Source organism: Microbacterium sp. (genome assembly GCF_052102115.1).
In the GTDB taxonomy this organism is placed as follows: domain Bacteria; phylum Actinomycetota; class Actinomycetes; order Actinomycetales; family Microbacteriaceae; genus Microbacterium.
Map to the genome: position 1 here is coordinate 58,822 of NZ_JBQDVP010000007.1, position 21,074 is coordinate 79,895.

Annotated in this window: 23 protein-coding genes and 1 tRNA gene; 12 read left to right on the forward strand and 12 right to left on the reverse strand. The window is 66.8% G+C overall.

Going from position 1 to position 21,074, the window contains the following annotated elements:
• Nucleotide 1: 1 nt before the first annotated feature.
• From ACTICP_RS04120 to ACTICP_RS04140, 5 genes are all read right to left on the reverse strand, one after another.
• Nucleotides 2-310 carry a substrate-binding domain-containing protein gene (locus ACTICP_RS04120; RefSeq protein WP_441889780.1) on the reverse strand — a complete coding sequence of 103 codons (309 nt, stop codon included), beginning with the start codon at nucleotides 308-310 and terminating at the stop codon, nucleotides 2-4.
• A 70-nt stretch (nucleotides 311-380) separates the two neighbouring features.
• Nucleotides 381-1,409: a tyrosine-type recombinase/integrase gene (locus ACTICP_RS04125; RefSeq protein WP_441889782.1), complete on the reverse strand. Its 1,029-nt coding sequence runs from the start codon at nucleotides 1,407-1,409 to the stop codon at nucleotides 381-383.
• The gene (locus tag ACTICP_RS04130) at nucleotides 1,406-2,344 is read right to left on the reverse strand and encodes a tyrosine-type recombinase/integrase (RefSeq protein ID WP_441889784.1); all 939 of its coding nucleotides are present in this window, start codon (nucleotides 2,342-2,344) and stop codon (nucleotides 1,406-1,408) included. The genes ACTICP_RS04125 and ACTICP_RS04130 overlap by 4 nt, the downstream gene beginning before the upstream one ends.
• Nucleotides 2,341-2,577 (reverse strand): tyrosine-type recombinase/integrase, encoded by a 237-nt coding sequence (locus ACTICP_RS04135; RefSeq protein ID WP_441889786.1) that lies wholly within the window; start codon nucleotides 2,575-2,577, stop codon nucleotides 2,341-2,343. The genes ACTICP_RS04130 and ACTICP_RS04135 overlap by 4 nt, the downstream gene beginning before the upstream one ends.
• Complete coding sequence (locus ACTICP_RS04140; protein ID WP_441889788.1) at nucleotides 2,496-3,563, reverse strand: tyrosine-type recombinase/integrase; 1,068 nt, start codon at nucleotides 3,561-3,563, stop codon at nucleotides 2,496-2,498. The genes ACTICP_RS04135 and ACTICP_RS04140 overlap by 82 nt, the downstream gene beginning before the upstream one ends.
• Here ACTICP_RS04140 and ACTICP_RS04145 point away from each other — a divergent pair.
• Nucleotides 3,508-4,143: a PDDEXK nuclease domain-containing protein gene (locus tag ACTICP_RS04145; protein WP_441889790.1), complete on the forward strand. Its 636-nt coding sequence runs from the start codon at nucleotides 3,508-3,510 to the stop codon at nucleotides 4,141-4,143. The genes ACTICP_RS04140 and ACTICP_RS04145 overlap by 56 nt on opposite strands.
• Before the next feature lie 138 nt (nucleotides 4,144-4,281).
• On the opposite strand, the gene ACTICP_RS04150 is transcribed toward ACTICP_RS04145, so the two are convergent.
• On the reverse strand, nucleotides 4,282-5,679 hold the full coding sequence (locus ACTICP_RS04150; protein WP_441889792.1) for an IS30 family transposase: 1,398 nt from the start codon (nucleotides 5,677-5,679) through the stop codon (nucleotides 4,282-4,284).
• Nucleotides 5,680-5,736: 57 nt separating this feature from the next.
• Here ACTICP_RS04150 and ACTICP_RS04155 point away from each other — a divergent pair, with 57 nt between their 5' ends.
• Genes ACTICP_RS04155 through ACTICP_RS04170 form a run of 4 tightly spaced genes read left to right on the forward strand, consistent with a single transcriptional unit; the run spans nucleotide 5,737 to nucleotide 8,782 of the window.
• The gene (locus tag ACTICP_RS04155; RefSeq protein ID WP_441889848.1) at nucleotides 5,737-6,111 is read left to right on the forward strand and encodes a hypothetical protein; all 375 of its coding nucleotides are present in this window, start codon (nucleotides 5,737-5,739) and stop codon (nucleotides 6,109-6,111) included.
• Nucleotides 6,112-6,144: 33 nt separating this feature from the next.
• Nucleotides 6,145-7,107: a Gfo/Idh/MocA family oxidoreductase gene (locus tag ACTICP_RS04160; RefSeq protein ID WP_441889794.1), complete on the forward strand. Its 963-nt coding sequence runs from the start codon at nucleotides 6,145-6,147 to the stop codon at nucleotides 7,105-7,107.
• Nucleotides 7,104-8,078 carry an aldo/keto reductase gene (locus ACTICP_RS04165; RefSeq protein ID WP_441889796.1) on the forward strand — a complete coding sequence of 325 codons (975 nt, stop codon included), beginning with the start codon at nucleotides 7,104-7,106 and terminating at the stop codon, nucleotides 8,076-8,078. Before ACTICP_RS04160 ends, ACTICP_RS04165 begins: the two co-directional genes overlap by 4 nt.
• On the forward strand, nucleotides 8,075-8,782 hold the full coding sequence (locus tag ACTICP_RS04170) for a substrate-binding domain-containing protein (protein WP_441889798.1): 708 nt from the start codon (nucleotides 8,075-8,077) through the stop codon (nucleotides 8,780-8,782). The genes ACTICP_RS04165 and ACTICP_RS04170 overlap by 4 nt, the downstream gene beginning before the upstream one ends.
• 183 nt (nucleotides 8,783-8,965) lie before the next feature.
• On the opposite strand, the gene ACTICP_RS04175 is transcribed toward ACTICP_RS04170, so the two are convergent.
• Complete coding sequence (locus tag ACTICP_RS04175; protein WP_441889800.1) at nucleotides 8,966-9,763, reverse strand: acetoin reductase; 798 nt, start codon at nucleotides 9,761-9,763, stop codon at nucleotides 8,966-8,968.
• 223 nt (nucleotides 9,764-9,986) lie between these two features.
• Between ACTICP_RS04175 and ACTICP_RS04180 the strand changes: the two genes are divergently transcribed.
• From ACTICP_RS04180 to ACTICP_RS04190, 3 genes are all read left to right on the forward strand, one after another.
• Complete coding sequence (locus tag ACTICP_RS04180) at nucleotides 9,987-11,156, forward strand: thiolase family protein (protein ID WP_441889802.1); 1,170 nt, start codon at nucleotides 9,987-9,989, stop codon at nucleotides 11,154-11,156.
• Nucleotides 11,157-11,330: 174 nt separating this feature from the next.
• Nucleotides 11,331-12,857, forward strand: coding sequence for an MFS transporter (locus ACTICP_RS04185; RefSeq protein WP_441889804.1), 1,527 nt, complete (start codon nucleotides 11,331-11,333; stop codon nucleotides 12,855-12,857).
• 78 nt (nucleotides 12,858-12,935) lie between these two features.
• On the forward strand, nucleotides 12,936-14,096 hold the full coding sequence (locus tag ACTICP_RS04190) for a MalY/PatB family protein (RefSeq protein WP_441889806.1): 1,161 nt from the start codon (nucleotides 12,936-12,938) through the stop codon (nucleotides 14,094-14,096).
• A gap of 6 nt (nucleotides 14,097-14,102) precedes the next feature.
• On the opposite strand, the gene ACTICP_RS04195 is transcribed toward ACTICP_RS04190, so the two are convergent.
• Both ACTICP_RS04195 and ACTICP_RS04200 read right to left on the reverse strand, forming a co-directional pair.
• Nucleotides 14,103-14,318 carry a DUF2945 domain-containing protein gene (locus ACTICP_RS04195; protein ID WP_441889808.1) on the reverse strand — a complete coding sequence of 72 codons (216 nt, stop codon included), beginning with the start codon at nucleotides 14,316-14,318 and terminating at the stop codon, nucleotides 14,103-14,105.
• Between the two features lie 38 nt (nucleotides 14,319-14,356).
• Nucleotides 14,357-14,430, reverse strand: a tRNA-Gly gene (locus tag ACTICP_RS04200).
• Nucleotides 14,431-14,501: 71 nt separating this feature from the next.
• Between ACTICP_RS04200 and dcd the strand changes: the two genes are divergently transcribed.
• Both dcd and ACTICP_RS04210 read left to right on the forward strand, forming a co-directional pair.
• Nucleotides 14,502-15,107 (forward strand): dCTP deaminase, encoded by a 606-nt coding sequence (gene dcd, locus ACTICP_RS04205; RefSeq protein ID WP_441889810.1) that lies wholly within the window; start codon nucleotides 14,502-14,504, stop codon nucleotides 15,105-15,107.
• Nucleotides 15,108-15,138: 31 nt separating this feature from the next.
• On the forward strand, nucleotides 15,139-15,687 hold the full coding sequence (locus tag ACTICP_RS04210; RefSeq protein WP_441889812.1) for a hypothetical protein: 549 nt from the start codon (nucleotides 15,139-15,141) through the stop codon (nucleotides 15,685-15,687).
• A gap of 116 nt (nucleotides 15,688-15,803) precedes the next feature.
• Here the strand turns inward: ACTICP_RS04210 and ACTICP_RS04215 are convergent, their stop codons facing one another.
• Nucleotides 15,804-16,601, reverse strand: coding sequence for a MarR family winged helix-turn-helix transcriptional regulator (locus ACTICP_RS04215; protein WP_441889814.1), 798 nt, complete (start codon nucleotides 16,599-16,601; stop codon nucleotides 15,804-15,806).
• A gap of 89 nt (nucleotides 16,602-16,690) precedes the next feature.
• Here ACTICP_RS04215 and ACTICP_RS04220 point away from each other — a divergent pair, with 89 nt between their 5' ends.
• Nucleotides 16,691-17,245, forward strand: a complete 555-nt coding sequence (locus tag ACTICP_RS04220; RefSeq protein WP_441889816.1) for a MarR family winged helix-turn-helix transcriptional regulator — start codon at nucleotides 16,691-16,693, stop codon at nucleotides 17,243-17,245.
• 1 nt (nucleotide 17,246) lies between these two features.
• Here the strand turns inward: ACTICP_RS04220 and ACTICP_RS04225 are convergent, their stop codons facing one another.
• Together ACTICP_RS04225 and ACTICP_RS04230 are read right to left on the reverse strand one after the other, a co-directional pair.
• Nucleotides 17,247-18,656: an MFS transporter gene (locus tag ACTICP_RS04225; protein WP_441889818.1), complete on the reverse strand. Its 1,410-nt coding sequence runs from the start codon at nucleotides 18,654-18,656 to the stop codon at nucleotides 17,247-17,249.
• A gap of 102 nt (nucleotides 18,657-18,758) precedes the next feature.
• On the reverse strand, nucleotides 18,759-19,610 hold the full coding sequence (locus tag ACTICP_RS04230) for a serine protein kinase RIO (protein ID WP_441889820.1): 852 nt from the start codon (nucleotides 19,608-19,610) through the stop codon (nucleotides 18,759-18,761).
• A gap of 251 nt (nucleotides 19,611-19,861) precedes the next feature.
• Between ACTICP_RS04230 and ACTICP_RS04235 the strand changes: the two genes are divergently transcribed.
• Nucleotides 19,862-21,070, forward strand: coding sequence for an MFS transporter (locus ACTICP_RS04235; RefSeq protein ID WP_441889822.1), 1,209 nt, complete (start codon nucleotides 19,862-19,864; stop codon nucleotides 21,068-21,070).
• The last annotated feature ends 4 nt before the right edge of the window (nucleotides 21,071-21,074 follow it).

A 21,074-nucleotide genomic window follows, 5' to 3' on the forward strand; every position in this document is an offset into this window, starting at 1 on the left:
GTCAGGCAGGGGCGCGCCAGAGGCTGCGGCGCTCGATGAACTCCGCCGTCATGGTCGAGGCGTGCTCTTCGGGCGCCTGCGCGTCGAGCATGCGGATCGCCATCGTGACGCCGAGCTCGCCCAGCCGTTCGAGCGGTGGTCGGATCGTGGTGAGCGCCGGCATCATGAAGTCCGCACCGAACACATCGTCGTTGCCGCAGACGCTCAGCTCGTCCGGAACCGAGACGCCGAGCCGCTGGAGTTCGAGGATCAGCCCGATGGCGCGGAGGTCGTTGAACGCGACCACCAGCGTCGCACGCGAGGCGAGCACCGGCGCGGCCGCCTCCCGCCCGCCGTCCAGCCCAAACGGGAAGGCTCCGAGCGTCTCGATCCGCAGCCCGTCAGGTAGTGAGTCCGCAGAGTCGCCGGATGATGTCGTCTCGGTCGTGCCACATCGGTACGGCCGGTGGACTGGCGGTGCCGACGGTGGTCTTGGCGAGAGCTCGACGTTTCATCTCGGTGTCGGCGTGGGCGTAGATGAGTGTGGTCTCGGGATCCGTGTGCCCGAGCCATTCGGTGATCAGCGCCAGGGGCATGCCCGCTTGGTAGAGGTGCATGGCACGGGAGTGGCGCAGCATGTGGGGGTGTACCTTCTCCGGGATCTCCGTGCAGCTCTCGCGGGCGGTGCTGGCATGATGGCGAACGAATCGGCCGACGTTGTCGTCGGACATGCGTGTCTTGCGGTGACCGTGGATGGTGAAGAACAACGGCTGGTCAGCGGTGGGATCGTGGTGGAACACCTCGGTGTAGCGGCGATAGTGGGCAGCGGTCTCGCTGGTGATAGGTAGCCGCCGCGGTTTCGCACCCTTCCCGACCAGGTCGACGGTGAGTCGCCTGAGATCGATATCGCCGACGGTCAGGGCGAGCATCTCAGCGTCGCGGGCCGCGACGTCATACATCAAGATCATGAAGAACTGGTCGCGAAGGCCGGTCTTCGTGGCGTGATCGGGCGCGGCAAGCAGCGCCGTGACGGCGCCGGTCGTCAGATAGTGGACGGATGGGGTCGCTGTGGTCTTCAGCTGCGGGACGCCGTTGACGTCAGCCAGGTGGATGGCGAGGATCGGTTCGGCGGTAGCGGCGTAGCGGAAGAAGGACCGGATGCAGGCGAGCCGTTGGTTGTAGGTCGTCGCGGTCCACGAACGCGTTGCCCTCATGTGGTCGAGGAATTCGATGATGCAGGCCCGGTTAATGATGGAGAACGTCACGTGCTCGAGTGGGACCCCGCGGGTCTCCGCGACGTATCCCAGGAGCATATTCCAGGTGTGGCGGCACGCGGTGATCGTGTGCGGGCTGACTCCGCGTTGCCGAGGCATGAAAACGGTGAACCACTCGCGCAGGTGCCGGTAGAAGTCGTCGGTGGGATTGGTCATGATGTCACTTCCGGGATGATGCCCGCCGCGCTCGTCAGGCCGGTTGCGGCCAGGCGCTCGGGAAGCAGATGGATGTAGTAGGCAGTGGTCGAGTAGGTGTTGTGACCCATGTAGGCCGACAGGTACGGCAGCCAGACATTGAGGTCGCGGCCCTCCTCGACCCATCGCGTCAGGGTGCGTGTGGCGTAGTTGTGGCGCAGCGTGTACGGCGTGGAACCGGGTGCGACGCCGCCCGCACGATCACGGCAGCGGTGATAGTGGGCCGTGATCCAGCGGCCCGGGTAGGGCTGTTCTGGGTGGTCCTCGAAGAAGAACTCCCGGCCGGGCCGGCGCAGATCGGCGAGCTCGTCAAACCGGGCCAACAGGTCGGCCATGCCGGTGTCCACCGGGACACGGCGGTCCTTGTTCCGTTTCGACTGCTCGATCGTCACGATGGCGCCGCCGAGGTCGACGTTCCGGCGGCGGAGCAGTCGGGCTTCTTGGGGCCGCAGCCCGCAGCCCAGCATCAGTCGGAAGAGCACCGGGATCGTGTACTCACGGAATGGGCTGGTCCCGGAGGGGGTGACCAAGTCGGTAGCTCCGAAGAAGGCGGCCAGTTCGCTGTCACTGAAGATGTGGGGCAGGTTCCTGGTGGGCTGTCGGATCCACTGCGCGGGCAGCACGAATGCTTCCACGCCGACCAGGTGCAGGTACCTGCCGAACTCGCGAATCGCGTGGCCCTTGTACGCAGGCCATTCAACCCTCGCGCCTTCTTGACACCAGGCGGTGACCAGTTCCCGGGTCAGGATCGGCTCGCCAGGCGGGTGTGCGACGCAATACCGGTCGAAGCTGAGCATCGGATACGCGAGTGTGCGGCGGGAGTAGCCGAGAGCTGTGCGCCACTGGAGCATCGCCTCGATGTGAGTGGCGAAGCCGCTGCTGAACGTGATGGTCATCGCGGGGCGCCCTTCGCTAGGGCGAAGCTGTCGAGAGGGAGGGCGCAGTCACGGAGGAATTCGTCGGCCAGCGCGATGTAGCGTCGAGAGGAGTCAATGCTGGCGTGACCGAGCACCTGCGCCGTCAGCGCCAGCTCGGCTCCGGACTCGATCAGGCGGGTGCCCGTCGTGCGCCGCAGCGCGTGGGACGTCTTACCGTCATGTGCGCGGTGCGACACGCCTTGGCAAGCCACCGGCGCATGATGAGAGCCCCCGTTGGCCCGGTCAGCTTCGTGAACGGCGCGTAGAGACGGACGAATACCTCGGGCGCATCGCTATCGGGTCTTCCGTGCAGGAGCCAGTCCGCGATCGCGTTGCCGGCGTCCGCCGACAGTGGCAGTGTCAACGGCGCCGAGGTCTTATTCTGCACCAGGCGGATCTCATCGTTGTGCCAGTCGATCTGGTTGAGCCGGAGTGACACGATGTCGCAGCAGCGAAGCCCGGTCGACAGCGCCAACCGGACCATCGCGTAGTCCCTCTTCCCGCGGGGGGTTGCGGTCTCGATCGCGCTGACGAGCCGGTCAGCCTCCTCGGGGGTGAAGCAGGGTAGCGCACGCGTCCGTCTCGGCCCGACCCGCGCCAGCAGGGCATCGACCTTCAATTCGGTCAGCCGCTGATGGTTCAGGAACTGGAGGAACCGCTTGATGGCCCACACCGTGTTTCCCATGCCCGATGCGTGACGCGGCCTCGCTTCGACGAGAAATGCTCGGACATCGTCGACAGAGACCGATTCGAGCGAACGGCCGACGCGGTCCAGATAACCCATGAATCCGCGGGCTTCACTGACCACATCGCGCACCGAGCCAGGCGCGAGTTCCTTCTGCACGTGCTGAGCGAAGCCGCTGAGAACCACCGTGGCAGACGCGCTCAGGCTCGATGCTGGCCTTCGTCGTTTCCATACGACCGCGCCGGTCCGCTGGAACTCCAGCATCAGCCGGGCAATCTTCTCCAAGTTCGATCGCAGCCCAGCGTGGATCTCACCTCGGCGCACTCGATCATCCATTGCCGCGAGGAACTCCTCCACGGCCCGCTCGGTCAGCTGATCGATTCCTCGGCTGTGCGAGAACCGCATCACGGTCCAGCAGCAGCTCCGGTAGTACCGGATCGAGCCGGGCGCCAGGCCGATGCGCGTGGCCTCTGCCAACACGCCCTCGGCAACCCAAGATGGTTCGTCATTCACGACCCAACCTCCTGTCGGACGGCGTCGCGGCCGCTCCAAAGACGGTCGCGACACGCACCACAATCCCGCGGAAAGGTGCCGACGACTACCCGTTCCGTCGGCTTCTGAGGCGCATGCGGATTATTCCGAGCCAGACAGGTGGCTGCACCATGCCCCAGGAGCCCGTCAGGCAGTCGTCGGAATAATCCGAGAATCGGAACAATCGACATTATGCCGAGGTCGGCATAACGTCGACCTGCTGTTCTTCCACGTCGAGCAGTTGAGGTACGTCGTGATCGAGCTTAAGGTCAGCAAGTTTGAGCCACGTGACGCCGGACAGATCGGGTTCTATGTTGCGCTCGTCGACGACCGCCTCCGGATCACCGAGAAGCACCAGCCAACCATCGGGATCCTGCTCGTCGCCGACAAGAACGACACTGTCGTCCGTTACGCGCTCGCTGGCGCTGCCCAGCCGGTCGCGGTGAGCAGGTACGAGCTCACTCCGGAAACGCAGAAGGCGCTGCCGGATGAAGAGACGATCACGCGGGCGTTCGAGGACGAGCTCGCGCTTGAGGCCTCTGCCGATGATGACGACGACTGAGCTATGAACCGTCCCAGGTTCTGTGCCGCTTCTATGCGGGGAGCGGCTCTCGGGTGAGGGCCGCGTAGTAGGTCGCCTCGTATTCGTCGGGGCTGACCATGCCGAGGCTACCGTGGAGCCTGCGGTTGTTGGCCGTATTCAACCGGTCGTCGCAACGATTGTTTGTTGGGTCGATCGTAGTAGCTCTTCGAAGGCCTCGGCGGGGGTGCGCCAGTCGAGGATTTCTCTCGGGCGGTTGTTGATCGCGTCCGCGACGGCGGTGATCTCTGCCGCGTTCCACCGGGAGAGATCTGTGCCCTTGGGGAAGTACTGGCGTAGGAGTCCGTTGAGGTGCTCGTTGCTGCCGCGCTGCCGGGGGCTTTTCGGATCGGCGAAATAGACCGGCAGCCCGATCTCAGTCGTAAGCAATCGGTGCGCGGAGAGCTCTTTGCCGCGATCCCAGGTCAGCGAACGACGTAATGCCGCCGGTAGCGTGGAGAACGTCGCAGTGAGGGCGTTCTTCGTCGTGATCGCTCCATACCCCGTCAGCGCCGGGCCATTTTTCCGTGGTGGGATGATCCCGTATCCGGCCTGACGTGGAAGATGAACGAGCATCGCGAATCGAGTGGTCCGATCCACGAGCGTGGCGATCGCGGAGCGCTTCAACCCGATGATGAGGTCTCCTTCCCAATGCCCTGCAGTTTTGCGATCCGTTGCCTCCTTCGGACGCTTCGATAGCACCGTGTCCTCGGTGACGTGAGCCCACGCCTGCTGCCTGGTCCGTGCCCTTGGCATGCGCTTGGTTCGTCCTCGACGTAGATGCCAGGACCGATGCCGCTCCAGTCCTCCGCGCGCTTCGACGTAGAGGGCCTGATAGATCGCTTCGTGCGAGATCCGCATCGAAGGATCGCCGGGGAAATCGATCGGTAGCCGCTTGGCGATCTGCCGTGGACTCCACGCCGTCACCCACTCCCGATCCCCGCGATGCGGTTTGTTCTTCCCATCCCAGGCAGGCCCGACCGGCCCGATCCGTGTGCCGTCCGCAGCGAAGAGGCTGCCGCTGAGCTTGTCCTGGACGTAAGTGCGCAGCGCATCGTGGGCGACGAGCTTCGCGGTCTTCGGCCTGCGTGCACGACGCTCCGCATGCCACTGCGCCGTCGACGCCTTGTACTCGAGCCGATACGTACGCGTGGACGCATTGCGCCGCAACTCCCGCGAGATCGTCGATGGCGCACGCCCCAAGCGTCCGGCGATCTCACGCACGCCAGCTCCTTGCGCACGCCACAGCGCGATGTTCTCACGTTCTGACGGCGACAGATATCGACCAGACACGGTGGGAGGCAATTGTGGATTCACTCCACCAGCGTCGCGGAACCACCGGTGCGCGACCGGTTCCGAAACACCCGCAGCCGCCCCCGCCTCGCGTGTCTTCTTCCCCGCAGCGATCGCCACCCAAAACTGCACCCGATCCTGCCGCCACGCGACGCTCGGCCGACCAGGAGACACGATCTGCCCTCGATATGCCCGGACCTGCTTCTGCTTGTCCCACACGCTCATCCGATACCCCGATTCGCCGGTGTTGCGACGACCGGTTGAATACGGCTGAGCCACCAGCTGCAGGGGCCGCGCGCCGGGCTCATCAATGAGGAGTGGGACAACGCATTCCTCGACCATCTCATCGAAGACCCGCTGGGGCTGACCGAGTGGCAGCACATGGAGTACGTCGATGAGGCAGGTTCCGAGGGGATCGAACTCGTGGACTGGCTGATCGCGCGCGGCGCAATGGATGACCAGTTCGGCGGTGAGGACCCCTCGACGGATCACCGGTTCTATCACGTGCCGGCATCCAACACTGCTGTCGGCCATCTCGTCATGAGCAACCCGGTCGGCAAGACGGACTTCATCGCAGACGACGCGGACGTCGCTGAGCCCGCAGGCCAGGCGTCCGCCCCCGAGCCCGCGGAGACCGCGGCCGTGGCGAACGCCTGACATCCTGATACCGGACTGCGAAAGGAACAGCGAATGAGCGACAAGATCCGCATCGCCGTCGTCGGCGCCAACGGCGCCTTCGGCATGAAGCACCTCGACGGCCTTCAGAACATCGAGGACGCCGAGGTGACGGTCGTGGCCGCCACCTCGCAGGGGAAGGCGGATGCGGTCGCGGCGCAGTACGGCGTCCCGAACGCGGTTGTCGGTCTCGAGGGCGTTCTCGAGCGTGACGACGTGGATGCCGTGATCCTCGCCACCCCGACAGGGCTCCACGCCTCGCAGACGCAGGCTGTGCTCGCCGCCGGCAAGCACGTGCAGGTCGAGATTCCGTTGGCCGATTCGCTGGCGGATGCCGAGGCCACCCTCGCTGCGGCGGACGCGGCTGAAGCGGCGAACCTGGTCGCGATGGTCGGGCACACGCGCCGGTTCAACCCCTCGCACCAGCTCGTGCACGACAGGATCACCGCGGGCGAGTTCAACGTGCAGCAGATGGACGTGCAGACGTACTTCTTCCGCCGCACGAACACCAACGCCAAGGGCGAGGCGCGGTCGTGGACCGACCACTTGCTGTGGCACCACGCCGCGCACACCGTCGACCTGTTCGCCTACCAGGCGGGCAAGATCGTCGAGGCGCACGCCGTCCAGGGTCCGATCCACCCCGAGCTACGGATCGCCATGGACATGGGGATTCTGCTCAAGAGCGAGTCGGGTGCGATCTGCACGCTGTCGCTGTCGTTCAACAACGAGGGTCCGTTCGGCACGTTCTTCCGCTACATCGGCGACACCGCGACCTACATCGCCCGCTACGACGATCTGTTCACCGGCAAGGAGGAGCAGATCGACGTCTCGAACGTGGCCGTCAGCATGAACGGCATCGAGCTACAGGACCGCGAGTTCGTGAGCGCGATCCGCGAGGGTCGCGAACCGAACTCTTCGCTGCGCCAGGTCATCGACTGCTACCGCGTGCTCGGACAGCTGGAGGAGCAGCTCGCGTGAAGCTTCCCCGCATGGGCCTCGGGTGCATGAACCTGAGCCACGCCTACGGCATCCCGCCGTCTCCTGAAGAAGGGCTGGCGGTGCTGCGCGCAGCGCTGGATGACGGGGTGACGCATCTCGACACCGCGACGCTCTACGGCGGCGGCCGCAACGAGGAGCTCGTCGGGCACGCCCTGCGCGGACGACGGGATGACGTCGTGCTCGCCAGCAAGGGCGGCATGGCGATGGTCGACGGCGTGAAGGTCATCGACGGGCGGCCCTCGACTCTCCAGCGGCAAGTGGATGCCTCGCTTTCGCGGCTCGGCGTGGACCACATCGATCTCTACTACCTGCACCGGTGGGACAAGACCGTGCCGATCGGCGAGAGTGTCGGCGCGCTGGCGTCGCTGGTGGATGCCGGGAAGATCGGCGCCATCGGGCTCTCGGAGGTCTCTGTCGCGCGACTGCGCGAAGGGCAGGAAGTCGCACCGATCGCCGCGGTGCAGAACGAGTATTCACTGTGGAGCCGCAACCCCGAGCTCGGGATGCTGGCCGCCACCGCGGCTGACGGGATCGCGCTCGTTGCGTTCTCTCCGGTTGCGCGCGGGTTCCTCGGCGGTTCCGTCGGTGATCCTTCGGAGTTCGCGGAGAAGGATATCCGCCGCGCGATGCCGCGGTTCTCGTCGGACAACTGGCCGGCGAACGCGGCACTGCTCCCGGCGTGGCGGGCGCTCGCCGCGGAAGCCGGATGCACGCCCGCACAGCTCGCGCTCGCCTGGCTGTTGTCGCGTGGCGACCATGTGGTTCCGATTCCCGGGACGACCAGCGTTTCGCATCTGCGCGAGGACTTCGCCGCGCTCGAGGTGACGGTGGATGCCGCGTTGCTCGAGCGTGCAGGCTCGCTGATCAACACGGCTACAGTCGCCGGCCCGCGCTACGCGCCCGGCCCCGCCTCCGAGGTCGATGCCGAGAGCTTCGAGGATGCTGCGTGAGAGCCATTTCGTCGATGGCGACGCGCCACGTGCTCGCCGACCTGTCGGAGACAGCTACTGCGACGGGGCTCGCGCGGCTCGACGTCGAGTCGGTCGGGGGAGTGGACGCGGCTGATCGTGTCGCCTCCGGAGAAGTCTTCGATCTCGTCTTCCTTGCATCCGGGACCCTCGGGCGACTTGCGGATGCCGGGCATGTGTGCCCTGCGACGGTCGTACCGATCGTGCTGTCGCAGGTGGCCGTGGCCGTGCCGTCTGGTTCGGGGGTTCCGGCGGCACGGCCCGATGGACCGGCATTTGGTTCGGCAGAAGAGCTGCGTCAGGCGCTGCGCACTGCAACACGAATCGGCTACTCGACCGGCCCCAGCGGAACCGCGCTCGTAAAGATGATCGAGGACTGGGGGCTGACCTCCGAGGTCGGCGACCGGCTCGTGCGGGCGCAACCGGGGATCCCGGTGGCTCATTCGCTGGCCGAAGGCGAGGTCGACCTCGGGTTCCAGCAGCTCAGCGAGCTGGTCGGGCAGCCGGGCGTGCGCATCCTCGGCGTCATGCCGGAGGACTGCGCGATCGACACTGTGTTCGCGGGGGCGGTGGCGACGGCATCCGCCTCGCCCGCTCAGGCCGCCGACGTGCTCGCGTTCCTCTCGTCTCCAGCCGTTGCCGCGATCAAGGAACGGCACGCATTCGGCGTGCCCGCCGCCGTCTGACCACCCCCGCGACCCGCCCCGCGGTACTCCTTCCGCAGCCCCCGCTTCCGCAGCCCGCCCCCGCAGCCCCCGCTTCCGCAGCCCGCCCCCGCGGGTCGTTGAGCGAGCGCAGCGAGACGAAACGGGCTGAGCGAGCGGAGCGAGTCGAAGCCACTCCCCGCCGCGCCGCCCAGCCCCTCAACCTCAGCTGTACAGCATCCCGCCGTCGACGAGCAGGGTCTGACCGGTGACGTACGCGGCGTTCGGTCCGGCGAAGAACGAGACGACTCCGGCAACGTCCTCCGGGGTCTCGATGCGGCCGAGGCTGATGCTCTCGACGTTCTCCTTCAGGTTCTGCCCGATCGGCTTGCCGTTGATCTCGGACAGGCGCTTGTCGATCTCGTCCCACATGCCGGTGCCGACGATGCCGGGGGCGTAGGCGTTGACCGTGATGCCCTTCGCGGCCAGCTCTTGCGAGGCTGCCTGGGTGAGACCGCGGACGGCGAACTTCGACGCCGAGTAGGCACCGAGGATGGGGAATCCCTTGACGGCGGCGATCGAGGCGGCCGAGATGATGCGGCCCTTCTTGCCGAGTTCCGTGAACTTGGCGGCCGCGGCTTGGATGCCCCAGACGACGCTGTTGACGTTGATCGCGAAGATCTTGTTCAGCTCTTCTTCGGTGATCTCCTCGATGGGCTTCACCTGCGCGATTCCGGCGTTGTTCACGATGACGTCGAAGCTGCCGAGCTCGGCGGCGGCACGGTCGACGGCGGTGACAATGTCATCCTTCTTCGAGACGTCGGCGCCCACGAAGATCGCCTTGCGGCCCAGCGCCTCGATCTCGGAGATGACGCCAGCGGCCTTCTCCTCCTGGAACGGCAGATCCACGATCGCGACATCGAACCCGTCGGATGCGAGCTTCAGCGCGATACCGCGGCCAATGCCCTGCCCGGCACCGGTGACCAGCGCGACCTTGTTCTCGGAAGCTGTGTTCTCTGACATTGTCATCCTTCTCCTTCTTCTGCCCGTCTGTGCGAGCGAGTCATCGAGATGTGAAGAGGTGGATGCCGGTGGGCTTCCGCCTCTTCATGGACAACCTGTTAGCGAGCAAAAGTATTCCTGTGAGTATAAAGTGACGACCCGTGAGCTCGGGATGCCGGCTGCAGCATCCGCCAGCACCCGCACCCGCGCGATACGCTCTGGAGAAGATCGGGCTGGAGCTCTCATGACCACGACTCACATCTACGACGCTGTTCGCACGCCGTTCGGTCGTGCGGGCGGTGCGCTGGCCGGCATCCGTCCGGATGATCTCGCAGCGACCGTGATGCGCGCGACCATCGAGCGCACGGGCCTGGATCCCGCGCGTATCGATGATGTGATCTTCGGGGACGCGAATCAGGCCGGGGAGGACAACCGCAACGTCGCGCGGATGGGTGCGCTGCTCGCAGGTTTCCCGACCTCCGTGACCGGTGTGACGGTGAACCGGCTGTGCGCGTCGAGCGTCGAGGCGGTGATCCAGGGGTCGCGGGCGATCGAGTCCGGAGATGCCCAGGTCATCCTCGCGGGCGGCGTGGAATCGATGAGCCGGGCGCCGTTCGTGATCGAGAAGTTCGCGAAACCGTACCCGGCGACGGGTAATCAGACGATGTGGAACACGGCGATCGGTTGGCGGATGACGAACCGGATGCTGCCGACGCCCTGGACGATATCGAACGGTGAGGCAGCGGAGCAGACCGCGAGCACGCGGGGCATCGGCCGCGAGGATCAGGATGCGTTCGCTGTGCGCTCGCACGAACTCGCCGCCCGTGCGTGGGCCGAGGGTGTGTATGACGGGGAGATCGTGCAGGTCGCCGGTGCGGAGCTCGCCCGGGACGAGGGCATCCGTGACGGGTCGACGGTGGAGAAGCTCGCCGGGCTCCGTGCGCTGTTCGCCGATGACGGCACCGTGACAGCGGGGAACTCATCGTCGATCAATGACGGCGCCTCGGCCGTGCTGCTCGGCGCCGAGGGCGCCCTCGATGCCGAACCACTGGCCCGCATCACCGGCCGCGGGGCGCACGGGGTCGATCCGGACGACTTCCCGATCGCACCGATCGAGGCCGCGAACAAGGCCCTGACCCGCGCGGGACGCACCTGGGCCGATGTCGATCTCGTGGAGCTGAACGAGGCGTTCGCCTCGCAGTCGCTCGCGTGCCTGCGCGGCTGGCCCGACCTTGATCCCGACAAGCTCAACATCCATGGTGGGGCGCTGGCGATCGGGCATCCGCTCGGCGCCTCCGGCGGCCGGATCATCGGCCACGCCGCACATGAACTGGGGCGCCGTGGCACAGGAATCGCGGTCGTCGCCATCTGCATCGGCGTCGGACAAGGCCTCGCCGTCGTTCTCGAACGCTGACAGCGCGACCGACGGGCATCGGCCCGGCTCTGAACCACCGCAACCCCGATATCACAGGGAACGCCGGGCAACCTGCGCGATGCTTCCGGATGAGCCGGATAACTTTGAGCGCGTTCGATTCGGTAGAGGCCGTGCTTCATGGACGGCGGCCGCGCTGCATAGGGGGAAGTCAGCATGTCCAACCGCAAGAAGGCGATCACGCGCCGCAGGAGGCTCGAGGTCGACGACGTCCTCGTCGTCGAAAAGTCCAAACTGCGCACCGCGATATCCGGAACCGTGGTCGGAAACTTCATGGAGTGGTTCGACTTCGGCATCTACGGCTACCTGGCCGTGACGCTGACGAAGGTGTTCACGGAGGATGCGCCCGGCGGTCTTGGTCTGCTGCTGACTCTGTTCGGCTTCGCGATCTCGTTCTTGGTGCGCCCGCTCGGCGGGTTCATCCTCGGTCCGCTCGGCGACCGGATCGGTCGGCAGCGGGTACTGTTCCTGACGATGACCATGATGGCGATCGCCACGGCGCTCATCGGTCTGCTGCCGACATCTGAGGCGATCGGTCTGTGGGCGGTCATCCCGCTGTACGTGCTGAAGATGGTGCAGGGCTTCGCGACGGGCGGGGAGTACGCCGGTGCGACCACGTACGTTTCGGAGTTCTCGCCCGACCGCTCCCGCGGCTTCTGGTCCTCGTTCCTCGACGTCGGCTCCTACGTCGGCTTCGCCGCGGGTGCCTCGACCGTTGCCATCACCACCTGGATCACCGAGAGCATCTCGGGCACCGGCGCGATGGTCGACTACGGATGGCGCATCCCGTTCCTCGTCGCGATTCCGCTCGGGGCCGTGGCGATCTGGTTCCGGTTGCGGATCCCCGAGACCCCCGCATTCGAGGCCGAAGAGGCCGACACCCGCTCGGCGGACGGCACCGATCCGCTCGGACGACTGGGCATCATCGGTATCTTCCGGCACCACTGGCGGGTCGTCATCATCGGCGTCGCCCTGGTGGCCGCGACCAATACGGCCGCCTATGCGCTGACCAGCTACATGCCGACGTATCTCGAGACCGAGGTCGGCGTCTCCAACCTCATGGCCGCCATCGCCACCGTTCCCGTGCTCATCGTGATGAGCGCCTGCCTTCCCCTGATCGGCAAGCTCTCCGACCGCATCGGCCGCAAGCCGGTCTACGGCATCGCCGTCGTGTCGACCATCGTGCTGATGGTGCCGGCGTTCACGGTGATGCAGATCGGCGAGGAGTGGGCGGTCACGATCGCGCTGGCGATGGTCGCGATCCCCGTCGCGTTCTACGTCGCGATCTCGGCATCTGCCCTGCCGGCGCTGTTCCCGACGGCATCCCGGTTCGGCGCCATGGCGATCGCGTACAACCTCGCGGTGTCGCTGTTCGGCGGTACGACGCCGCTGTTCAGCCAGGCGCTGATCGAGCTGACCGGCAACATCTACATGCCGGCGTTCTACATCATGTTCTTCGCCGCACTCGGCGGCATCGCAATGCTGTCGATGAAGGAGACAGCGAAGCGCCCGCTGCTCGGCTCCTTCCCGACGGTAGAGACGAAGGACGAGGCCAAAGAGCTCGTCGCCGACCAGGACGAGAACGAGTACCTCGACACGAGCACGATGCCGCTCGACGTCATCCTGCCGGTGAAGGAGGGGACTGAGGATGCCGAGAGCCTTGAGAACCCCGAGCCGGTGTGACCGGGGTCGCTGACCCGAATCCGCCGACCCGAGGCTCGAAAACTCCGGAAGAATGGGTGGACGACGCGAAGGAGCAGCATGACCCAGCATCCGTTCGACGAGATCACCGAGACTGACCTGCGGGCCGCGGGCAGCGTGAAATGGACGATGTTCCCCGACACCATCGGTGCCTTCGTCGCCGAGATGGACTTCGGCCTCGCGCCGGCCATCACCGAGGCGATCAGCGGTTCGCTGGAAGCCGGGCTCACCGGGTACCTGCCGCAGCATCTGGCGACCGCGCTGCAGGAGGAGACCGCGCGCCGGTACACCGAGCACCACGGCTGGCATCTCACGGGCGATCAGGTACGGCTCGTTCCCGACGTCATCGCGGCGTTCGAGTTCGCGATCGAGACCTTCACGGCACCTGGCGCCGCGATCATCGTGCCGACACCGGCATATATGCCGTTCCTGTCGGTGCCCCCGCGGCTCGGACGGCGGGTCATCGAGGTGCCGAGCATCCAGTCGGGCGGTCGGTGGGCGATGGATCTGGATGCTGTCGCCGCCGCATTCGCGGACGGCGCTGAACTGCTTGTGCTGTGCAATCCGCACAATCCGCTCGGCACGGTCGCGACCCGTGACGAGCTGGTTCGCATCGCCGAGACGGTGACGGATGCTGGTGGGCGGGTGTTCTCGGACGAGATCCACGCGCCGCTCGTCTACGCCCCGGCGACGCACATCCCTTACGCGTCGGTGTCTCCTGCTGCCGCCGCGCACACGGTCACCGCGGCATCCGCATCGAAGGCGTGGAACCTCGCAGGCCTGAAGTGCGCGCAGATCATCTTCTCGAATGCCGAGTCGCTGGAGCGGTGGGAGGCCGACGACGGCTGGATCGGACACGGCACGTCGACGACGGGTGCGGTCGCGAATCTCGCGGCGTACACATCGGGCGGTGCCTGGCTCGACGAGGTGACGGCGTATCTGGATGAGAATCGTCGCCTACTGGCCGAGCTCGTGGCCGAGATCCCTGGCGTGCACGTGTCTATGCCGGAGGGAACATATATCGCCCTGCTCGACTTCCGCGAGACTGGGTTGACGGGCGATCTCGGCGAATGGTTCCGCGAGCACGCTGGAGTCGCGATGACCGATGGGGCGGCGTGCGGGGAGGCGGCGATCGGATTCACCCGCTTCGTGTTCGCGACCCCGCGGCCGGTGTTGCGCGAGGCCGTGGAGCGGATCGGGCGGGCGCTCGCGGCGCGATAACCGGGGTCAGTCGGAGAGGCGCTTCAGCGCGCTGCTCTTGTGCGCGGCGATGTGATCGGTCTTGTCGCTCTTGATCTCGTACTGCGGGTCGTCATCGCTCGCGCGATGCGTGTGACCCTTGTAGTCGAAGTCGGACGTGTGCACCTTGACGATGCGACCGCTGACGTGGCCAGCTTCGGAGTTCCAGCCGACATGGTCGCCGACGGTGAAGTGCTTCGTCATATGTGACCTCCGGTCTCGGATACAAAGATCCCGGTTGGTGGAGGGACTGACGGGAATCGAACCCGCGCTATCTGCTTGGGAAGCAGAAGTTCTACCATTGAACTACAGTCCCGGGGCCTTGCGGCGTCTGGCCAGCATAACAAACGCGCGGCCCCTCCCGATCACCCCCATTAGGCTGAACCCGTGCTTCTCAGCGATCGCGACATCAGGACTGAACTCGCTTCCGGCCGCATCGGACTGCAGCCGGAAGCGCCGGAGATGATCCAGCCGTCGAGCGTCGACGTGCGTCTGGACCGGTACTTCCGCCTGTTCGACAACCACAAGTATCCGTTCATCGATCCGGCCGCAGACCAGCCCGACCTCACCCATCTGATCGAGGTCAAGCCCGACGAGGCGTTCATTCTGCACCCCGGCGAGTTCGCGCTCGGCGCGACGTTCGAGCAGGTCACGCTGCCGGACGACGTCGCCGCGCGCCTTGAGGGCAAGAGCTCGCTCGGGCGCCTCGGCCTGATCACTCACTCCACGGCGGGCTTCATCGACCCCGGATTCACCGGCCACGTCACGCTCGAACTCGCGAACGTCGCGACACTGCCGATCAAACTCTGGCCGGGCATGAAGATCGGGCAACTATGCTTCTTCCGCCTGACCTCTCCGGCCGAGAACCCGTACGGATCCGGCCCGTACGGCAACCGCTATCAGGGCCAGCGGGGGCCGACGGCATCCCGATCGTTCCAGAATTTCCACCGCACCGACGTCGGCAATACCGATCTGGGGTCGCTCGGCGGTTGACCGCGCCGGGCCCACACGTAGTATCGAGAGCGTGAGCGGCGACAACACGGAAGAACCGCAGAGCCCCGGCGAGGATGCCATCGCCAACGAGACCGCGCCCGATTCGCCGGTCACGGCGTCGGATGTCGAGCCGTTCGCGGTCCCGGCACCGGAGACGGTCACCACTCCCGATGCCGCAGCGGCCATCGAGGAGTTCGAAGTGCCGCCGCCGCCCCAGTTCGCTTCAGCGCCGCCGCCGGACCCCGAGCCGGTCATTCCCCCGGCGTCGGTGGATGCCGGAGCCGGTGCCGCGACACGCCGCAAGCGCAGCACGTGGACGCCCGATGACACCTGGACGTCGGAGTCGGCACACAAGCAGGATGCTGTGCCCCTGACCGCTGCGCAGAAAGCAGAGTCACGTGCGGCCGCCTCGCGCGCGGCGACGGCGCGCGACGAAGCGACCCGGAACTACGTCAGCCCGGCCGCGGGCGGCACAGACGGGCAGAGCTACCGCGGTTGGACCGTCGCCATATACGGAGGCCTCACAGTGTTGTTGTTCGCCGCCGTCGGCTTCATGATCTTCCTGGGCGTGCCCGGCTGACGAGCGCTCGCCGGGCTCGCTGGGCTCGCTGGGTCCGCTGGGCTCGCTGTGCGAGTTGGAAAGTGCCGATTATGAGCGTTCATAACCGGCACAAATCCTCTCGCATGGGCTGGGGGTCAGCTGCGGCCCCGGGAGAAGCCGGCATCGAAGCCGCGCTCGTAGGCTCCCTGCGCGAAACGCGCGAAGCGTGCTCGGCCGCCGTGACCGTGCTCGCCGTGACCGCGGTCGTGCCTGCCGTGTCCCTCGCCGTGGGCGAAGGGATGCCGACCGTGCCCGCAGTCGACGAGCTCGCCGAAGCGGCGCTCACCGAAGTCCGGTGCGCCCTGGCCAGCGTGTCCGCCCGGGCCAGCGTGGAAGCCTTGACCGGCCGGGAAGCCGTGACCGGCACGACCGTCATGGCCGCGCCCGTGCCCGAACCCACGAGGTCCGTGCCCGAATCCGCGCCCGAACCCACGGGGCCCGCGCCCGAATCCGCGACGGTGACCGTGCCCACCGCGCCCACGCGGGAGCGGCGTGTTCTCGTCCCAACCGAACGCGCGAGCGAGCTGCTCGAGCGTCGCGATCGTGGTGGCGAGGTCGTCGGCCGGAACAGCGTCGGTGACCTTCGCGCGGATGCCGTCGACGATCGTGCCGAGGCGCTCCTTGGCCTCGCGGCCTTCGTCGGTGAGGGTCCAGGTGCCATCGGCATCGGTCACCCACCCGAGTTCGAGGAGGCGGTCGAGCTTGTGCGTCGGAATAGGGCGCGCATCGTCGGAAACGGTTCCGGCGACGCGGTTCAGTAGTCGCCATTCGCGGCGCGTGACCCCGAACGATTCGAAGGCTTCGGCGAACTCGGCCGCCATCAGGCGGTCGACGGCCTTCAGCCAGAATCCGAACGGGCGGGAAGTCTCTTGATTGTCATCGGTGGTGTTCATGAGAAAAGTCCTTTGCTTGTAACTGTGCATGTATATGTAGTGTGACATGCAATGCTGATGCATGTCAAATCACATGTAAAGTCGGAAGCGTGAGCACCGAGAATCCCGACCCCGCCGAAGCCATCGCGCACGCCCTGTCCCGCCTGCGCGGGCGGCGCCCGTTCGGGCCGCGTGGGCACGGCCACGGCGGACCGCACGGTGAGCACGGCCCGCAGCATGAGCACGGCCGGCACCAGCCCGGTCACGGATTCCGCGGGGCACCCGCGTTCGGCCCCCCGCCCTGGGCGGGCGGAGCGCGCGGGCGCCTCGGAGGACCGGCGCTCGTCCGGATGTTGGATGCTCTCGCCACGGCATCCGAACCGCTCAGCGTCAGCGCTCTCGGCGAGGCGATCGGCGTCGACCAGCCGCGCGCCTCACGCCTCGTGCAGCAGGGCGTTCAGCGCGGGCTCGTCCAGCGCGAGGCCGACCCCGACGACGCTCGCCGCACCCGCATTGCGCTGACAGACGAGGGCCGACGTATAGCGCGCGGCATGCGCGGTGAGCGGCGCGAGGCGTTGTCGAAAGCTCTCGAGTCGTTTACCGAAGATGAGAAGAGCGAACTCGCCCGCCTGCTCGACAAGCTCGCCGACAACTGGGAGAGCTGACTCAGCCCACCCGCTGCGACTTCACTGGCAAAAGCAGCAGGAACCCGGCCAGCAGCACGAGGACGATGCCGAGAATGCCGTAGGCCGTGGCGCCGGTGAGGACGATGAGCAGCGCCCAGGCTCCCGAAGCCATCCAGCTCGCGGCGCGCCCGGTGGTCGCGTACAGACCGAAGATCTCGCCCTCCCGTCCGGCCGGAGTGACGCGGGCGAGGAAGGAGCGGGACGCCGCCTGCGCCGGCCCGACGAAGGCGCACAGCAGCAGGCCGCCGATCCAGAACACGACGGTCCCGGCATCCACGAGGAAGAACACCGCGAGCCCGGCGACCACCATCGCCGCCAGCGCGACGAGGATGATGCGCTTCGGGCCGAACCGGTCATCGAGGCGTCCGGCGATGATCGTCGAGATTCCCGCGATGAGGTTCGCCGCGATGCCGAAGATCACAAGCTCGAGGAACTCGAACCCGAACACCTGACCGGCGATGATCGCACCGAACGCGAACACCCCGCCCAGGCCGTCGCGGAACACGGCGCTCGAGAGCAGGAACCAGAAGGTCGGCCGCGTCTCGGGCGAGCGGTACAGGCCGATGACGTCTTTCACGAGCAACGCGTACGACCGGAAGAACCCGACCTTGCGCTCCGGCCGACCCAGCGATGGCTCCGGCACATTGAGGAAGATCGGGATGCTGAAGATGATCGCCCAAAGCGCGCAGCCGACGGCGATGATGCGGAAGGGCAAGCCGCCGTCTGCGGAGATGCCGAACCAGTCGAACATGTAGAAGATGACGACGAGCACGAGAGCGACGATGCCGCCGATGTAACCGAAGCCCCATCCGAGACCGGAGACCTTGCCGACGGTCTTGGGATTCGCGATCCCGATCAGCATGGCGTTCGAGTTCACTGCGGCGATCTCACCGAACACCGACCCGGCTGAGATCAGCGCCACACCGAGCCAGAACAGGGCAGGAGTCGGCTCGACGAACCATAGGCCGAACATGCACAGGATGAGCGCGCCGGTGCCGATGCCGAGCCACAGCTTCTGGCGCCCGGCGGCATCCGCGCGCTGACCGAGCACCGGCGCGAGCAGCAGAATGGCGAGGCCGGCGATCGTCGAGCCCAGACCGAGCCCCGACGCGAGCCCCGCCTCGGCCGCGAGGCGCACCGGGTCATCCTTGTCGAGGGCGGCGATCTCTGCGGGAAGGAACTGCGAGGTCGTCAGATAGAGCGCGGTGAAGATGAACGTGAGGATGACGGTGTTGAAAGGCTGCGTCGCCCAATCCCACAGCGCCCACGAGTAGATCTGCTTCTTCGGAGCCGGAGTCTCGCCGCGCAGTTCCAGACCGATGACGCCGACAGCGCCGCTGTTCGTGGTCGCTTCGGGGAGCGGAGCCGCACCGCTCTCAGGCGCAGTCATGATTCTCAGGCACAGTCATGCTCGAATTCTGGCCTCGTCAGGTGAACTGCGGGTAGCGGCGCGCCGCCCGGCGCCCGTGCATGTCTGGTGGATGCCGTGCCTTCACCCGTACGACGCCGCCATCAGCTCGGCGAACAGCTCCTCCGCATCGCACTCGACGCGGTGCCGGGTGAACCAGGTGCAGACGTTCACGCAGTCGCGATGCAGCAGGTCAAGCCCCTGCGGGTTCGAGATGATGTCGACGATCTGCGGCAGGTCGATCACGCGCACGCGATCGTCGTGCACCAGAAGGTTGTAGGGCGACAGGTCGCCGTGAGCGTAGCCGGCGCCGGCGAAGATGTGCATGAGCTCGACGATCTGCCGGTACCAGTCGGTGAGTGCCGCGCGGTCACCGCGCACCTGGGCGAGGCGCGGAGCAGCCGTGGCATCGGTGCCGATGAACTCCATCAGCACCTCGGTGCCGTTCACCTGCACGGGGTAGGGAACCGGAGCGCCGAGTTCCCACATGCGGCTCAGGGCATCGAACTCGGCGAACGACCACTCGGCCGCCGCCACTTCGCGGCCGAACGCCGACTTGCTCGCGATGGCGCGGCCGGCTCGCGTGTCGGTCACCTTCCGGCCCTCGGTATAGGCGCCGGAGCGGTGGAAGCTGCGGTGCTCGGGGCTGCGATAGCGCTTGGCGGCCAGCAGCGTGCGCGCTCCCGGGCTGTCGGGCACGGCGCGCTCGATCAGGAAGACGTCGGCCTCCTTGCCGGTCTTGAGCACGCCGAGCTCGGTGTCGAGCGCGCCGGCCGAGGTCACGACCCAGTCGGGCCAGGGTTCGGGTCCGCGCTCGGAGGGCGTGATCGCCGGCCACGTGGACCAGCGCTGGTCTTCGCCGGGTTCGACATCGGCGAAGGCGAGGGATTCATCGAAAATGAGGGATGCGTCGGACGACGCGAAAGGATCAGTCACGGTGGTTGCTCCGGAAGGGAGACCACACGCGGATCAGCGGCGGGTGGCCTCGAGGGGAAGATGGTCGGCGAGAGGCGCGACAATGACAGTGTTCATGTCACAACTCCTCTCTCGCAGACTTCTTCCGGGAACGTCCCGGTCCAGGAGCGAGCATACGTGCAGGCGAGTTCGGTGTCCAACGTCGGACGATCGGTCGGATGCCGTGGACGAGCGGTCGGGCGCAGCATCCGCCTTCCTGCGATCGTAGAACCATGACATCGACTGCGCCCATCCCCGTCGCGGTAACAAGCACGGCCACTCCGACGAACAACGCTGAGCGCATCCGATACGGCGCCCTCGTCGTGGTGATGATGCTGAGCTTCCTGCTCGTCACCGCAGAGTTCCTTCCCAACGGGATGCTCACCGAGATGGCCGCCGGGCTCGGGGTGACACCCGGGCAGGCCGGTCAGACCGTCACCGTCACGGCGCTGGTGGGCCTCATCGTCGCGCCGACGGTCGGGATGGTCTTCCCGCGCCTGGATCGCCGCTCATTGCTGGTGTGGATGGCGCTCGCCGCCGCGGCATCCAATCTCATCGTCGCGATCGCGCCGAACCTCGTTCTCGTGCTGCTCGCCCGCTTCCTGTTGGGGGCGGCGCTGAGTACGTTCTGGTCGATCTCGATCACCGTCGCCGTACGGATCGCGGGCCCCGACAAGCTCGGACGAGCCGTGATGTTCACTTCGGCCGGCACGTCGCTCGCGACGGTCGCCGGCGTTCCGGTCGGGGTCATGCTGAGCGAGCTGATGGACTGGCGCGCCGTGTTCGCACTGGCGGGCGTCGTCACGGGCATCCTCGCCATCGCGCTGCGGACGATGCTGCCGCCGGTGCCGGCGGCGCAGGTCTCGAGCTTCCGGCTCCTCCTGGACACCCTCCGTCGCCCCGGCGTGGGCCTCGGACTCGCCGGTCACGTGCTGATCGTCCTCGGGCATTTCCTCGCCTACACATACATCCGGCTCGCCCTGGAGCGGATGCCGGACGTCGACGCCGGCACGATCGTCATGCTGCTCGCGTTCTTCGGCATCGGCGGACTCGTCGGAAACCTGACGATCGGCCTGATCATCGACCGCACCTTCCGGCTGTTCGCGGTGCTCGCGCCGGCCGTGATCGCTGTCACGGTGGCCGCCACCATCCTGCTGTCGGGCACCGTGCTCGGCGTCGGCATCGCGGTGTTCGTGTGGGGCTTCTTCTTCGCGTCGTGGTTGATCGTCGTGAACACCTGGGTCGGGCACCGGATGCCGGACCGCCTGGAGGCGGGCGGGAGCCTCGTCGTCGTCGGATTCCAGGGAGCGATCATGATCGCGGCGGGTGTCGGCGGCATCCTCGTCGACAGCATCGGCGTCGAGCCGTCGTACGGGCTGGGGGCTGCGGCGCTGGTGGCCGGTGCTGTGCTGTTCGGTGCGTCGAATCGGGTGCGTGTCTGAAACG

Excerpts from the sequence above, each read along its gene's own strand:
- ACTICP_RS04125 (WP_441889782.1), bottom strand. The coding sequence starts at position 1,409 with ATGACCAATCCCACCGACGACTTCTACCGGCACCTGCGCGAGTGGTTC.
- ACTICP_RS04130 (WP_441889784.1), bottom strand. The coding sequence starts at position 2,344 with ATGACCATCACGTTCAGCAGCGGCTTCGCCACTCACATCGAGGCGATG.
- ACTICP_RS04145 (WP_441889790.1), top strand. The coding sequence starts at position 3,508 with ATGCGCGTGGCCTCTGCCAACACGCCCTCGGCAACCCAAGATGGTTCG.
- ACTICP_RS04150 (WP_441889792.1), bottom strand. The coding sequence starts at position 5,679 with ATGAGCGTGTGGGACAAGCAGAAGCAGGTCCGGGCATATCGAGGGCAG.
- ACTICP_RS04160 (WP_441889794.1), top strand. The coding sequence starts at position 6,145 with ATGAGCGACAAGATCCGCATCGCCGTCGTCGGCGCCAACGGCGCCTTC.
- ACTICP_RS04175 (WP_441889800.1), bottom strand. The coding sequence starts at position 9,763 with ATGTCAGAGAACACAGCTTCCGAGAACAAGGTCGCGCTGGTCACCGGT.
- ACTICP_RS04180 (WP_441889802.1), top strand. The coding sequence starts at position 9,987 with ATGACCACGACTCACATCTACGACGCTGTTCGCACGCCGTTCGGTCGT.
- ACTICP_RS04185 (WP_441889804.1), top strand. The coding sequence starts at position 11,331 with ATGTCCAACCGCAAGAAGGCGATCACGCGCCGCAGGAGGCTCGAGGTC.
- ACTICP_RS04190 (WP_441889806.1), top strand. The coding sequence starts at position 12,936 with ATGACCCAGCATCCGTTCGACGAGATCACCGAGACTGACCTGCGGGCC.
- ACTICP_RS04195 (WP_441889808.1), bottom strand. The coding sequence starts at position 14,318 with ATGACGAAGCACTTCACCGTCGGCGACCATGTCGGCTGGAACTCCGAA.
- ACTICP_RS04215 (WP_441889814.1), bottom strand. The coding sequence starts at position 16,601 with ATGAACACCACCGATGACAATCAAGAGACTTCCCGCCCGTTCGGATTC.
- ACTICP_RS04225 (WP_441889818.1), bottom strand. The coding sequence starts at position 18,656 with ATGACTGCGCCTGAGAGCGGTGCGGCTCCGCTCCCCGAAGCGACCACG.
- ACTICP_RS04235 (WP_441889822.1), top strand. The coding sequence starts at position 19,862 with ATGACATCGACTGCGCCCATCCCCGTCGCGGTAACAAGCACGGCCACT.